The organism is Streptococcus pseudopneumoniae (assembly GCF_038148955.1).
In the GTDB taxonomy this organism is placed as follows: domain Bacteria; phylum Bacillota; class Bacilli; order Lactobacillales; family Streptococcaceae; genus Streptococcus; species Streptococcus pseudopneumoniae_T.
The window spans coordinates 89,677-104,479 of record NZ_JBBJZY010000001.1; the positions used below are offsets into that span (position 1 = coordinate 89,677).

Consider the following 14,803-nt stretch of genomic DNA (forward strand, 5'->3'; position numbering starts at 1 on the left):
ATTGTTGAAATGCCTACATGAAAAGGAACGTTAAATACTCATGAAATAACGAATATAGGTATCAAAACTGTGACAAAACAAGTCCCTAAATTTGCTAAAGACACTGCTCAACTTTACACCTGTAAATGGTTGTTGTATAATAAAGTTACAAAGATGTACGACCACACTGTTATAAATCATAGTGTTCGCGAATATATTACTGATAGCATTTCTACAAATACAAGTAAAGAGATCGGATGAGATTCAAACGAAATATGTCAGTGTTTTGGCATTCCTAGCCTTCATATCATTTAAAGAATTGTATAGATAAAATTTTTCCCAATACAGACACTCGTAACAACTGCTTCATTTTTCTACCAACATATTTAGGAACAGGATAAGATACAAGAGGATCAATCCATAAATCAGTTCTATACCAATCTAAGACAAATAAGCTAAAAAAACGATTGATAATAAGCAAATGGATTCCAAATTTTCTTTATCTCCTCATTTTAATAAACAATACTAGTGTAACTATCCTTCCAGTCAGAAGCTTGTCAAATCACACCGAAAATTCTTCTAAAATTTATCTCGTTAAGCAATCAAGCAAAAACTCGACGATAGTACAAACATTATCATACAGAATTGACTTCCTAAATTATATACTTTAGTAAGGTTTTTGGATAAGAAAAAAGGTTCATTTTACATTTCTAAAGACTCTTTTCTAAGATGAAAAACAAAATTTTTCGATTGTGATTTAAAGCAACAAGAAAATTTTCAGTATCATCCTATAGATACGAGCTAATTAAGAAAAACTACATTTTTAAATATAAACTACAATAAGATAAACTAAATTTCATAGGAGGAAGACAATGGATTGGTACGATTATATGATACAGGCATCCAAACAATCACAATTCAACGCAAGCCATTGGTTTCGCTATTTGCGAAAAGTTATTTTTGAAGACTATTCTTATTTAACAAACCAAGATGTAGAAAAGTTGCTAGACTCCAAAGAACTAACCCATTTTCAAAAAATTAGCTTGAAGTATGCCTTTCAAGAGCATACTCCAACTCATAAATATGTGATTTCATTAAATAAACCTGCTAAGTTAACCAATGTTCAAAAATTGATGGAGAAATACAAACATGGATAAAATGAAACCGGTCTTCCAAGCCCTAAATAAGGAATTAATTCAGGAAAATCTGACTTTAACAATTATCTGTGTAGGTGGTTATGTCTTAGAATATCATGGTTTACGTGCCACACAAGATGTTGATGCTTTTTATGACCAAAATCAGAAAATCAATGAAATTATTGCTCGTGTAGGAAAACAGTTTAATCTTAACACCCACGAAGAGTTATGGCTCAACAATCATGTTGCAAATATGAACAAACAACCTCCCTTAAGTTTATGTGAATCCTTGTACTCATTTGAGAATCTGACTGTTTTAGTAGTCCCTATTGAGTATGTGTTAGGAATGAAGATGATGAGTATCAGGGAGCAGGATTTGAAAGATATTGGTGCAATTATTAAATACAAAAACTTTCATTCACCATTCGATACCTTTAAATATTTAAAAGACATGGGATTTGATACTATTGACCTCTCTGTTCTATTAGAAGGTTTTAGCTATGCTTATGGTATGGATTGGTTAGAAAAATTTTTTAAAGAAAATCAAGATAAACTTCGCGAATTTTATTAACAGTATCAAACAAGATGATTGTCAATTAGCCAGTCGTCTTGTTTTTATGATGGAATGAAATAAAATCGGAACAAATCGCTTAGAGAATTCCAGTCAATTTCTAGCACTGTTTGAGACGTTTCAGCGGACTATTTCAGATTCGGTTCACTATTCTTTCCCAAAAACATTGCATATTGCGCCGAAGGAATTGCTCACTCTATCCCAAACCCAAAAACCCTCAGTCGATTGACCGAGGGTTCCTTTTCATTATTCAAGAACTTAATTAGCTCAATGCATCCAAGGCGTCATCCATTGAAAGAACTTCGTGGAAGACACGTTGTGTCAATTCAGTTTTTTGTTCTGGAGTGAGGTATTTAGTGTTTACACAGTATCCAGAGATACGTACGATAACGTCTTCACCAGACATAATCTTTTCATAAACATCATTCAAGTCCATAACGTTCAAGTTAACGTGTTGTCCACCGTTTTCGAAGTAACCATCAAGGATTGTTACCAAGTTATCAACTTGTTCGTCACGAGTCTTACCAAGAGCGCGAGGTGATACTTGTGTAGTCAATGAAATACCGTCAGCTGCATAACTAAAGTCAAGGCTAGAAAGTGAGTTCAAGTTTTGCAACCATCCACCTTTAGCTTTGTTAGATGGGTTAGCACCTGGTGAGAAGAATTCAAGTTTAGACAAGTTCACAGAACCATCTTCGTTGAGGTACACACCTTTGTGGACTGGTGAGTTACCAGTTTGTTTAGAGTAAGCAACGTTAGATGTGATTGTCAAAAGTGACACTGTAGCTTCTGCATCTTTGTAAAGTTTGTGGCTACGTAGACGAGTAGTGTAAGCTTCGATCAACCATTCTGCCAATTCGTTTGAACGTGGGTCATCTTCACCCCAACGTGGGTATTCACCGATTGTTTCGTAATCGTAGATGTAGCCATTTTCGTCACGGATTGGTTTAACTGTAGCGTATTTGATAGCTGACAATGTGTCAACTGTGTTGGCAAATCCACAGATACCGAATCCCATGTTGGCACGTTGTTTAGTTGGCAAGAAGGCCATTTGAACAGCTTCGTAGTTGTACTTATCAGTCATGTAGTGGATGATGTTCAAAGCATCTACGTAAGTGTCAGTCAACCAGTCAAGAGATTTTTCAAAGTTAGCTTTAACTGATTCGAATTCAAGAACTTCGTCACGGATTGGGTCGATGTCAAATACTTTGTAGTCTTTGTGAACATCGTCGTAACCACCATTCAAACCAGTAAGAAGGGCTTTAAGAACGTTTACACGAGCACCGAAGTACTGGATGTTGTGGCGTTGATCTTCGTTTTCTGGGTCAAGTGGAGACACACAGCATGAGATACAGCTCATTTCACCATATCCGTCTTTGGCCATTGTTGTTACACCTTCGTATTGAATAGAAGAGTGTTTGTGGCTCATGTGCATACAGTAGCGACGGAAGTTGTATGGCAATTTGTCAGTCCAAAGAACTGTCAAGTTTGGTTCTGGAGAGTTACCGATATTGTCAAGAGTGTTCAAGAAACGGTAGTCCATCTTAGTAACACGGTGACGACCGTCGTTACCCATACCAGCCATAGAAGTTGTGATGAATGTTGGGTCACCTGAGTACAATTGGTCATAAGCTTTTGTACGAGCAAATTTAACTGTACGAAGTTTCATAACGAAATCATCAACGAATTCTTGGATTTCTGATTCAGTAAATGTACCACGAGCAAGGTCACGTTCTGCAAAGATGTCCAATACGATTGGCACACGTCCTAGAGATGTAGCAGCACCGTTGATAACACGGCAGACAGACATGAAGGCGATGTTAACCCATTGGATAGCTTCTTTAACGTTCATAGCTGGTTTGCGAACGTCAACTCCGTAAAGATCACCCAAGCGAACAACTTGTTGCAATGCTTGGTATTGAAGATTGATTTCTTCACGAAGACGGATTGTTTCTTCATCGATTTCTTCGATTGCATTCCAGTCATTTACTTTTTCTTGCATCAAGTAGTCTGCACCGTAAAGAGCAAGACGTGCGTAAACACCGATGATACGTCCGCGTGAGTATGCATCTGGAAGACCAGTTACAGTGTGAGCGTGACGAGCGCGACGAATGTTTGAAGTGTAAGCACGGAAGATACCGTCGTTAACTGTTGTTACGTATTTAGTGAAGATTTCGTGAACAGCTGGGTCTGGTTCGTATCCATTTTCTTTCAAAGTAGTTTCAGCCATACGGATACCACCTTTTGGCATGAAGTTCAATTTGAAGAGTTCATCGTTTTGGATACCGAAGATAACTTCGTTTTCTTTATCGATAAATCCTGCTGGAATGTCAGCAATAGATGTTGGACGAGTGTCCATTGGGAAACGAGTTTCTTCGTAGTGAGCCTTAGTTTCTTCTACAATTTTTTTGATGTGAAGTGAACGTTCTGTTGGTCCTGCAAGGAAGCTTTCGTCTCCATCATAAGGTGTGTAGTTAGCTTGTACAAAGCGTGATACACTTGCTTTTTCTTTCCAATCTACGCCTTTGAAGCCTTCCCAAGCTTTGTCAAAAATATCTTGTGCTTCAACAACTGTTTTAACAACCATGTTAATGTCCTCTTTTTTCTTTCTAGTAACAACCATCTGTTACATTCATGAGTCAAGTATACCATACAGTAACCGATTTCAACAAGTGAAAATTCCCTATTTTTACACTTTCTTTTCTAAAACAGTCTACATTTTATTTCAAACTGTATTATATTTTTGAAAAAATAAAGTCCTTTTTTCTTTTTTTCAGAAAAAAGGGTATAATAAAAGAAAATAAGCAGTAAAAAGGGGGCTAGGCATGTTGATTTTTCCTTTGTTAAATGATTTGTCAAGAAAAATCATCCATATTGACATGGATGCCTTTTTTGCTGCAGTAGAAATCAGGGATAATCCTAAACTCAGAGGAAAACCTGTCATTATCGGCAGTGACCCTCGGCAAACAGGTGGGCGGGGAGTCGTTTCTACTTGTAGCTATGAGGCACGAGCTTTTGGTGTCCATTCAGCCATGAGCTCCAAGGAAGCTTATGAACGATGTCCCCAGGCCGTCTTCATCTCAGGGAATTATGAGAAATACAAATCTGTGGGACTCCAGATTCGATCTATCTTTAAGCGTTATACAGATTTAATAGAACCCATGAGCATTGATGAAGCCTATTTGGATGTGACAGAAAATAAACTCGGTATCAAGTCAGCGGTCAAAATCGCTCGCCTCATTCAAGAGGATATCTGGCAAGAACTCCATCTAACTGCTTCTGCTGGCGTTTCTTACAACAAATTCTTAGCTAAAATGGCCAGTGATTATCAAAAACCACATGGTCTGACAGTGATTCTACCTGACCAGGCTGAAGATTTTCTCAAACAAATGGATATTTCCAAGTTTCATGGAGTAGGAAAAAAGACGGTGGAACGGCTTCATCACATGGGTGTTTTTACCGGCGCTGATTTGCTTGAAGTCCCTGAAGTGACCCTAATAGACCGCTTTGGCAGACTGGGCTATGACCTGTATCGAAAGGCTCGTGGTATTCACAATTCCCCCGTCAAATCCAATCGCATCCGTAAATCAATCGGCAAGGAGAAAACCTATGGAAAGATTCTCCGTGCCGAGGAAGATATCAAAAAAGAGCTGACTCTTCTATCAGAAAGAGTCGCTCTCAATCTCAGTCAGCAAGAAAAAGCTGGAAAAATTGTTATTTTGAAAATCCGCTACGAGGACTTTTCAACTCTTACCAAACGAAAAAGTCTGGCTCAAAAAACACAGGATGCTAGTCAGATAAGCCAAATAGCCCTGCAACTCTATGAAGAGTTAAGCGAGAAAGAAAGAGGTGTCCGCCTGCTGGGGATTACCGTGACTGGATTTTAAAACCTTGAAGAGCAGCCCCTTCAAGGTTTTTCTTATACAAATAAACGAACAAAGCTGTAAAGTAGCAAGACACTACCAAGCACGATACGGTATTTACCGAAAAGAGTGAAGTCGTGTTTTTTCACATAGCTGGTCAAGAAGCGAATAGCGACCATGCTAACTGCAAAGGCGACTCCCATCGCAATCAAGAGCAAGAACAATTGCCCAAAACTCAAGAGCTGTCCTGCTTTCACAAATTTGAAAATCTTTAAGGCACTAGCTCCAAACATAACAGGAATCCCTAGATAGAAAGTAAATTCTGTCACAACAGAACGACTGGTTCCATTTAACAAACCACCGACAATCGTTGCACCTGAACGGCTAGTCCCTGGTAAAAGGGCAAGAACTTGGAAGAGTCCGATATAGAAAGCGGTCGTATAAGGAAGCTTGTCCAACTCTGTTACACTTGGCTCGATAGCACGCGCTTTATTGCGCTTTTCCAAATAGATAAAGGCAACCCCATAGATAATCAACATGAGAGCAACTGAAACCATGTTATGGAAGTGGGTATCAAACCAATCGTCAAATTTAAAGACACCAAGCAAAGGTAACGTAGCAATCAAGACCTTCAACCACAGTCTCCAAGTCTTACGAACTTCCTGCTTGTCTTTACCTGGTTTAAAGGGATTGAGCTTGTTAAAGTAAATCACCATAACCGCTAAAATAGCACCAAGCTGAATCACGACATTAAACATGGACATAAAGGCTTCATTTTGATTTTGGTATTGGATAAATTCCTCTGCTAAAATCAAGTGACCTGTACTGGAAATCGGCAACCATTCCGTAATTCCTTCAACAATCCCGAAGAAGATAGATTTTAAAATTTCAATAAGATACATAGATTACTCCTTTTTTCTATCTTCCATTATAGCATACTTTTTCAGTCTATGGCAGTTCTCTTTAAAAGGCACCGATACTGCCACCGCCTCCTCCTCCAGAGAAGCCACCACCAGAACTTCCACTTCCAGAAGATACGGAATAGGTGCTTGCTGTATTTGCGACGCTGGCATAATGGCTCATTTGAGCACTTGAATGATAAAACATACTATGCCAACCATAAGCTACATAGAGATTGATATCTGGATTTTCCACTTGGATATGATGAACCTTCATCAAATGACTGACCTTGTCCGCATAGCCAAATAAGGTCGCATAGACCAAAAGGCGATTCCAGACTACAATACTTTCTAATTCAGCCTGATCCAATCGTGCAATCTCACGCAACATATTTTCAAAACTGGTCCAGAGATAGTATACTTCTGCTCCTGCTTCATTTAGGACACCATCACGATTATCTAGTCGAAGCTTCCAATAATAGAAAACAGCCAAAACCAAACCTAGAAAACCAAGCATTGGCAAGGAGAGGTAAAGATAGCCATAAACGTCCAAACTGTACAAGAACAAACCAAATCCAATAAATAGGGGTAAGATAGTGGAAATACCCATACCTACCTGTAAGATCTTTTCCCCACCAGTTAAAGGACGATAATAATCTGGGAGCCCCCAGAAGGAAACTCGACTTCTCACTCCTTCTTGCATCTCTTTCAATACTTCTTCAAAAGAAGATTTGAGCTGACGCCCCTTTGCTTGAATCCGTTTTTCATCAGCAGCTTTTGCTCTACGATAAAGACTATCAGATACCTTGTAATCCGCAAACAAATTGGAAAGAGTTTCTTCTTTTTTGCCTGAAAAGGTCAGATTTAGGCAGTCTATCTCAAAACTTGACAAGCCATCTTCTTTCACCAGCCTCAAACCAACTGCATCTCCTTCTGAAATGATAGAAACATTCCCACGGTCTATCACATCTAGCAAGGTAGCTTGAATGAGTTGATCAAAGGTGAATTTGCCAGCTCCCTTGACCAAAGGACTCACTTCCTCCAAGGAGGTCGAGTAAACAGCCTCTGATAAAACCATAGGTTCTAATTCCATTGGCGGTTCATAGAGACGATGATTTTTGGCATATTTGACTGAAAGAGTGGTCTTTCTTCTATAAATAAAATAGAAGAAAATACTCAATAACAAAGAGATGGCAAGTAGCGAAGGAAAGACCCAAGTAAGGAGTTGTTTACTTTGCTCTTTTTCTTTAACAATCGAGTCTTCTATCTTATTAAACTCTTCTAAACGATTCCCTTTCAAACCCTGATCCCTAGCGCTAGCAAAATCAGTTCGAGGCCAGTATGCATGCAATTCAACTCCACGCTTAGCTGGAAGATTGTCCAAACGAATAGTATAATCAAGGCTACTCTTTTCAATCGTTCCCTCTCTAAAAAGTTTGCCTGTATGGAAAAAGAGTTTTTCAGCTCCCTTGTCTCCCCTTACATGAAATTCAAACTTGCCAATAGCCCCTGAACTATCTGTTAAAGGCTGCCAATTTAATTCAGCAATGTCATCATATAGAAAAAGCAAATTTTTTAAGTTCCAAACGAGGTCAACTTCAACTGTGTCGCCTTCCTGACCTGGATTATAGACTTTCACAGTATAACCATCTGCTCCTTCTATCACTTCGCTCGTAACGTCTGCTAGTTCAGCTCCGTTTTTCGCAGCCTGAACCTTTGGATGAGGGTCAATGTCAAACCCACTAGGCATCTTGCCAGCACGTCCAAGTCCCACGATTTGGCCCTTAAAGTCCTCCTCAAACTGATAAACTATCTTCTGTCTAAACTCTGCCGTATTATCTGCATGAATATACAAATCACCTTGATAAGAGTTTATCTTAAAATCAATGGCGAAAACAGAAAGTGGCAGAAGGCAAAACAAGCCAAACATCAGTAAGAAAAAAGTTTTTTTCATCAACTAAGCCCCCTTTTTATCTTTCTTATCATTATAGCATTTTTTCGTAAGTAAAGGCTTACTTATGTTGAAAAATTACGCATTTTTCGATAAAATAGGAGACAGTTATTTTTTAATAGATTAGAATAGGAGAAATCATGAGAAAAATATACTTATCTATTTTCACAAGTCTCTTGCTGATGCTGGGACTTGTCAATGTTGCTCAAGCCGATGAATATTTACGCATCGGGATGGAGGCAGCATATGCTCCCTTTAACTGGACCCAGGATGATGATAGCAACGGAGCTGTCAAAATCGATGGAACTAACCAGTACGCCAATGGATACGATGTCCAAATCGCCAAGAAAATAGCTAAGGACTTAGGTAAAGAACCTTTGGTTGTTAAAACCAAGTGGGAAGGTCTAGTCCCTGCCCTTACTTCTGGTAAGATTGACATGATTATCGCAGGTATGAGTCCTACTGCTGAACGCAAACAAGAAATCGCCTTTTCAAGCAGTTACTACACTAGCGAGCCTGTCTTACTCATCAAAAAAGATTCTGCCTATGCAAATGCTAAATCTTTGGATGATTTTAACGGTGCAAAAATCACTTCTCAACAAGGTGTCTACCTCTACGACTTGATTGCACAAATCCCAGGCGCTAAAAAAGAAACAGCCATGGGGGACTTCGCTCAAATGCGCCAAGCTCTTGAGGCTGGTGTCATCGATGCTTATGTTTCTGAACGACCAGAAGCTCTGACTGCCGAAGCTGCTAACTCTAAGTTTAAGATGATTCAAGTAGAACCAGGTTTCAAAACTGGGGAAGAAGATACAGCTATCGCCATTGGACTTCGTAAGGATGACACTCGTATTAGCCAGATCAATGCCAGCATTGAAACTATTTCAAAAGATGAGCAAGTTGCCCTGATGGATCGTATGATCAAGGAACAACCTGCCGAAGCTACAACAACTGAAGAGACTAGCAGTAGTTTCTTTAGCCAAGTCGCTAAAATTCTTTCTGAAAACTGGCAACAACTCTTGCGTGGTGCTGGTATCACTCTTTTAATCTCTATCGTCGGAACCATCATAGGTCTCATTATCGGTCTTGCCATTGGTGTTTTCCGTACTGCTCCTCTCTCTGAAAACAAAGCTATTTATGGCCTGCAAAAACTAGTCGGATGGGTTCTCAATGTTTATATCGAAATTTTCCGTGGAACGCCAATGATCGTTCAATCAATGGTTATCTACTATGGAACTGCCCAAGCTTTCGGTATCAACCTTGACCGTACACTGGCTGCTATCTTCATCGTTTCAATCAACACCGGTGCCTACATGACTGAAATCGTCCGTGGTGGTATCCTAGCAGTTGACAAGGGACAATTTGAAGCCGCTACTGCTCTTGGTATGACCCATAACCAAACCATGCGTAAGATTGTCCTCCCTCAGGTTGTCCGCAATATCCTACCAGCAACTGGTAATGAATTTGTCATCAATATCAAAGATACATCTGTATTGAACGTTATCTCTGTTGTTGAACTTTATTTCTCAGGAAATACCGTAGCAACGCAAACCTATCAATACTTCCAGACATTTACAATCATCGCCGTGATTTACTTTGTCCTCACCTTCACCGTAACACGTATCCTACGCTTTATCGAGCGCAGAATGGACATGGATACCTATACTACAGGTGCTAACCAAATGCAAACGGAGGATTTGAAATAATGACACAAGCAATCCTTGAAATTAAACACCTCAAAAAATCCTATGGACAAAACGAAGTGCTAAAAGACATTTCTCTCACTGTCCACAAGGGAGAAGTTATCTCTATCATCGGAAGCTCTGGAAGTGGGAAATCGACCTTCCTACGCTCCATTAACCTACTTGAAACGCCAACTGATGGACAAATCCTTTATCATGGACAAAACGTCCTCGAAAAAGGCTATGACCTCACGCAATACCGTGAAAAGTTGGGGATGGTTTTCCAATCCTTTAACCTCTTTGAAAATCTCAATGTTCTTGAAAACACAATCGTCGCTCAGACAACTGTCCTAAAACGCGAACGCACAGAAGCTGAAAAGATTGCCAAAGAAAACCTTGAAAAGGTCGGCATGGGAGAACGCTACTGGCAAGCCAAACCAAAACAACTCTCAGGAGGTCAAAAACAACGTGTGGCTATCGCTCGTGCCCTTTCCATGAATCCTGATGCTATTCTCTTTGATGAACCAACATCAGCTCTCGATCCAGAAATGGTTGGAGAAGTCCTCAAAATCATGCAGGATCTGGCTCAGGAAGGCTTGACCATGATTGTTGTAACCCACGAAATGGAATTCGCCCGTGATGTCTCTCACCGTGTTATCTTTATGGATAAGGGTGTAATCGCTGAAGAAGGTAAACCAGAAGACCTCTTCACTAATCCTAAAGAAGACCGTACAAAAGAGTTCCTTCAACGTTATCTCAAATAAAAAGAAAAGGCTGCATCAACCGTGCAGTCTTTTTGCTGTCCAAAATGAAAAGGCAGATTCTCTATCTCTACTACTTGAGGGTCAAGAATCCGCCGTTATCCAAAGATTAATCTTCAAATTTTTCATGATTTTTTTCATAGAAATCAATTAGGCCTAGGGCTGTTTCAAATGAAATATTTTTTACTTTTGCACGACCCTGCGCCAGAGCAATGATAGACATTTCACGTGCATTCGTTTCTTTAGAGATACGGTAGCCTGTGATTTTCTTATCACGAACCCAGCCAACAACTGATTCTACTTTTTCAAAGTTTGACTTAGCCATGTTTTTCTCCTATTTTCTTCTTTACAATACTTAATTGTATACGTTTTTACTAATTTTGTCAATAAAAAAACATATATTCAACGAAAATAATTAGTTCAGAATTTTCTTACTTCCTTTTTAAAGCCGATAATATATAGGTTTTGCTAGCCTCTACACCATAAATATTTGCTAATAAAAATATTGTATTATTACCCTCTTGAGGTGCAAAATTATTCAAGCTCTTAAAAAAATGCTTCTCTATTCCCGTAAGATAGCTTATTTCTTCAATTTAAGAACTGAAGATGACAGTCCTAACCTTTAGAAATCCAAGCATTCACTAGCTCAAAAACTCCTATCTTTCTTCCTCAATAAATCATCTGATAGATAGCTATTCCTTATATTCTTCAAATTCATCACGCATTTGGATATTGAGGTGCTAGCCTAAAACCAAATACCCTATTCTCTAAACCATCCTTAATAAAGATGACAAGACAGATAAGCTCAGTTAATTACTTATATATCCTTTTAATATGGTATATTTGTCAATAAAAAGAAATCAAATCATACCTTATAATCAATGAAAATCAAAGAGCAAACTAGTAAGCTAGCCGCAAGTTGCTCAAAACACTGTTTTGAGGTTGCAGTTAGAGCTGACGTGGTTTGAAGAGATTTTCGAAGAGTATGAAAGACCGTGTGAGTTTACTTTTCAAAATAGATGGGAAATCAAAATGAAGGATGGAAATCTGAGCCAAACATCATAAGTGCTATAATGAACAGAAGTAAGAATTGCACGATAAGCTTCCTAAAACCATAGGAATCGCCCCCTTTCTTCATCTTCATTATAGCACCTATACATCAGTTGTGCAAATAATATGATATTTTTTTATTAGTCCTCAGACAAGCATATTATAAAGTGTTTCATTCCCATTTAAGTTAATATAAGCTGGATCAAAACCTTCCATTCTACGGATCAAACCTGCATAATCATGCTTATCTGCTAAAGCGATTCCAATCAATACAGGCCCTGTACCCTTACTAGCTCGCTTGATATACTCAAAACGTGTGATATCATCATTTGGCCCCAGGATATCATTCACAAACTCACGCAAGGCCCCTGGACGCTGTGGGAAATTGACCACAAAGTAATGCTTGATGCCATCATAAATCAAGGCACGCTCTTCCATTTCTGGCATACGGTTGATATCATTATTCCCTCCAGAAATGATACAACAAATGGTTTTCCCCTTGATATACTCAGCCAAAACTTCTAAAGAGGCAATACTAGCCGCCCCAGCAGGTTCTGCTACAATCCCTTGTTTAGAGTAGAGGTCAATCAAGGTTTCAGAAATCAATCCCTCATCGACACCTACCAAAGTCTGAACATGTTGGCGAGTCGCTTCATAGGTCAACTGACCTACCTTTTGCACGGCAATTCCATCTGCAAATTTGTCAATCTCCTTGAGTTTGACTGGACCACCAGCTTCAAAGGCAGCCTTCATGGAACGCGCTCCATTCGCCTCTACCCCAATGACTTCAATTTCTGGACTTGTTTCCTTGATATAGGTAGAAACCCCAGCAATGAGACCGCCACCACCAACAGGAACCAAGACAGCATCAAAATCAATCGATTCTTTTCGAGCTTCTTCTAAAATCTCATAAGCAACTGTCCCTTGACCTGCCTGAACATGAGCATCATCAAAAGGATCAATAAAGGTACGATTTTCAGAAACTGTAAATTCTTGAGCTGCTTTAGCTGAGGCATCAAAGGTATCTCCAACTAGTTTAATAGTTACAAAATCCCCACCAAAAAAGCGAACCTGACCAATCTTTTGTTGCGGAGTAGTAATGGGCATAAAGATAGTAGCAGGAATTTTCATTTCATTACAAGTATAGGCAACTCCCTGCGCATGATTTCCCGCAGAAGCACAGACTACCCCACGCTCACGCTCTTCCTTGCTGAGCTGAGAAATAGCATAATAGGCACCACGAATTTTAAAAGAACGAACACGTTGGGCATTTTCCTTTTTCAAATAAATCTTAGCACCATACTTCTCCGATAAATAATGGTCATAATCCAGTGGGGTATTCACAACCACACCGTTCAAGACTTTATGAGCCTTGATGATATCTTTTGAACTTAACATATAAAACCTCTTTCTCTATAAAAAACAGTCACTAATGACTGTTTTTTTAGTTATTCATCTCCAAAAACTTCAGCAACACTTTCATGATATTTATGAGCCATACGAATTGAAAACTCTTTAGGAAGTTCATAACGATTTGTGGAAATCCAATCATATAACCATTCTGCCAAACTTTCTTCACTATCATTACGATGGAAGATAAAATAGTTTAAAATTTCTTTATATTCTACATCATTCAAATCCAGCGTGTCTACAAATTGACTACGAGGAACAAAATTAGAATCTAATTTTCTTAGTTGATCTGTCAATTCTCCCAATTGTAAATCCAACTGAAAAAATAATTTTTGCAGTTGCCTATCAGTTTCATCACATCCTGTCTTGATAGAAAACAAATTGGTAATATTCATATGATTTCAACTCCTAAAAAAGTACTTCTAATATCCCACGAATAGGTGAAGCTAAAGTTTTCTCAAAATCCTTTGCTTGCTAATTAGTTATAGATTTTGAATGCATCATCGTCGTTTTTACCAACGAATGGCATTGCTTTACGCAATTCTGCACCAACTTTTTCAATTTCAAGGTTAGCTGCTTGTTCACGGTAAGCAGTCAATTTTGGACGTCCGGCTTTATAGTCATTTACAAAGTCATTTGCAAATTTACCATTTTGGATATCTGCCAAGACAGCTTTCATATTTTCTTTAACTTGCTCAGTGATGACACGAGAACCTGATACATAGTCACCATATTCAGCAGTGTTTGAAATTGATTGACGCATTTTCTTGAATCCACCTTCGTAGATCAAATCAACGATCAATTTCATTTCGTGAAGAACTTCAAAGTAAGCCAATTCCGGAGCGTAACCTGCTTCTGTCAAAACTTCGAAACCTGCTTCGATAAGGGCAGTCAAACCACCACAAAGTACAGCTTGTTCACCAAACAAATCTTCTTCAGTTTCTTCTTTGTAAGTTGTTTCAAGAAGACCTACACGAGCTGCTCCAACACCTTTACACCAGTCCATAGCAATGTTTTTAGCATTTCCTGTTGCATCTTGATAAACTGCGTAAAGAGCTGGCACACCAAATCCTTCTTCGTAAGTACGACGTACCAAGTGTCCTGGTCCTTTAGGAGCACACATGAAAACATCTACATCTGCAGGAACTTTGATAAATTCAAAGTGGATGTTAAAACCATGAGCAAATCCAACTGCGTTTCCAGCTTCCAAGTTTGGAGCGATTTCTGCTTCGTAAAGTTCTTGTTGGATTTCGTCTGGTGCCAAAATCATGATAACGTCAGCCAATTTAGTAGCTTCTGCTACTGTGTAAGTGTCAAATCCATCTTCTTTTGCTTTATCAAAAGATTTACCTGGACGTACACCGATGATGACATCGCGACCTGAATCACGCAAGTTTTGAGCATGCGCATGTCCTTGTGAACCATAACCGATAACGGCGATTTTTTTACCGTCAAGTGCTGCTACTTTAACATCTTTTTCGTATTCCATTTGAACTGCCAT

Annotated in this window: 12 protein-coding genes and 1 pseudogene; 5 read left to right on the forward strand and 8 right to left on the reverse strand. The window is 38.9% G+C overall.

The window, feature by feature from the left end:
• Positions 1–851 precede the first annotated feature (851 nt).
• Together WKI23_RS00435 and WKI23_RS00440 are read left to right on the forward strand one after the other, a co-directional pair.
• A complete protein-coding gene (locus WKI23_RS00435) occupies positions 852–1,136 on the forward strand; it encodes a hypothetical protein (RefSeq protein WP_050259685.1) in 285 nt (94 codons plus the stop codon).
• Positions 1,129–1,686, forward strand: a complete 558-nt coding sequence (locus tag WKI23_RS00440) for a DUF6036 family nucleotidyltransferase (protein ID WP_000359824.1) — start codon at positions 1,129–1,131, stop codon at positions 1,684–1,686. Before WKI23_RS00435 ends, WKI23_RS00440 begins: the two co-directional genes overlap by 8 nt.
• A gap of 262 nt (positions 1,687–1,948) precedes the next feature.
• Here the strand turns inward: WKI23_RS00440 and pflB are convergent, their stop codons facing one another.
• Positions 1,949–4,273, reverse strand: coding sequence for a formate C-acetyltransferase (gene pflB / locus WKI23_RS00445; RefSeq protein WP_368078572.1), 2,325 nt, complete (start codon positions 4,271–4,273; stop codon positions 1,949–1,951).
• Positions 4,274–4,511: 238 nt separating this feature from the next.
• Between pflB and dinB the strand changes: the two genes are divergently transcribed.
• The gene (gene dinB, locus WKI23_RS00450) at positions 4,512–5,573 is read left to right on the forward strand and encodes a DNA polymerase IV (RefSeq protein ID WP_368078573.1); all 1,062 of its coding nucleotides are present in this window, start codon (positions 4,512–4,514) and stop codon (positions 5,571–5,573) included.
• A 32-nt stretch (positions 5,574–5,605) separates the two neighbouring features.
• On the opposite strand, the gene WKI23_RS00455 is transcribed toward dinB, so the two are convergent.
• The gene (locus tag WKI23_RS00455; RefSeq protein ID WP_368078574.1) at positions 5,606–6,451 is read right to left on the reverse strand and encodes an undecaprenyl-diphosphate phosphatase; all 846 of its coding nucleotides are present in this window, start codon (positions 6,449–6,451) and stop codon (positions 5,606–5,608) included.
• Positions 6,452–6,512: 61 nt separating this feature from the next.
• The gene (locus WKI23_RS00460; RefSeq protein ID WP_368078575.1) at positions 6,513–8,402 is read right to left on the reverse strand and encodes a DUF2207 domain-containing protein; all 1,890 of its coding nucleotides are present in this window, start codon (positions 8,400–8,402) and stop codon (positions 6,513–6,515) included.
• 137 nt (positions 8,403–8,539) lie between these two features.
• Here WKI23_RS00460 and WKI23_RS00465 point away from each other — a divergent pair, with 137 nt between their 5' ends.
• Positions 8,540–10,105 carry an ABC transporter substrate-binding protein/permease gene (locus WKI23_RS00465; RefSeq protein WP_368078576.1) on the forward strand — a complete coding sequence of 522 codons (1,566 nt, stop codon included), beginning with the start codon at positions 8,540–8,542 and terminating at the stop codon, positions 10,103–10,105.
• Entirely contained in the window at positions 10,105–10,845 is a 741-nt protein-coding gene (locus WKI23_RS00470) for an amino acid ABC transporter ATP-binding protein (protein ID WP_000189477.1), read from the forward strand. The genes WKI23_RS00465 and WKI23_RS00470 overlap by 1 nt, the downstream gene beginning before the upstream one ends.
• 106 nt (positions 10,846–10,951) lie before the next feature.
• Here the strand turns inward: WKI23_RS00470 and WKI23_RS00475 are convergent, their stop codons facing one another.
• The 5 genes and pseudogenes from WKI23_RS00475 to ilvC form a co-directional block, all read right to left on the reverse strand.
• Positions 10,952–11,167, reverse strand: a complete 216-nt coding sequence (locus tag WKI23_RS00475) for a capsule biosynthesis transcriptional regulator (protein WP_001130036.1) — start codon at positions 11,165–11,167, stop codon at positions 10,952–10,954.
• Positions 11,168–11,273: 106 nt separating this feature from the next.
• Positions 11,274–11,387, reverse strand: a pseudogene (locus WKI23_RS00480) (SPFH domain-containing protein); the annotation flags it as partial.
• Positions 11,388–12,039: 652 nt separating this feature from the next.
• On the reverse strand, positions 12,040–13,290 hold the full coding sequence (gene ilvA, locus WKI23_RS00485; protein WP_000952975.1) for a threonine ammonia-lyase IlvA: 1,251 nt from the start codon (positions 13,288–13,290) through the stop codon (positions 12,040–12,042).
• 50 nt (positions 13,291–13,340) lie between these two features.
• Positions 13,341–13,697 carry a hypothetical protein gene (locus tag WKI23_RS00490; RefSeq protein ID WP_001027897.1) on the reverse strand — a complete coding sequence of 119 codons (357 nt, stop codon included), beginning with the start codon at positions 13,695–13,697 and terminating at the stop codon, positions 13,341–13,343.
• Between the two features lie 83 nt (positions 13,698–13,780).
• Positions 13,781–14,803: a ketol-acid reductoisomerase gene (gene ilvC / locus WKI23_RS00495; protein ID WP_049487445.1), complete on the reverse strand. Its 1,023-nt coding sequence runs from the start codon at positions 14,801–14,803 to the stop codon at positions 13,781–13,783.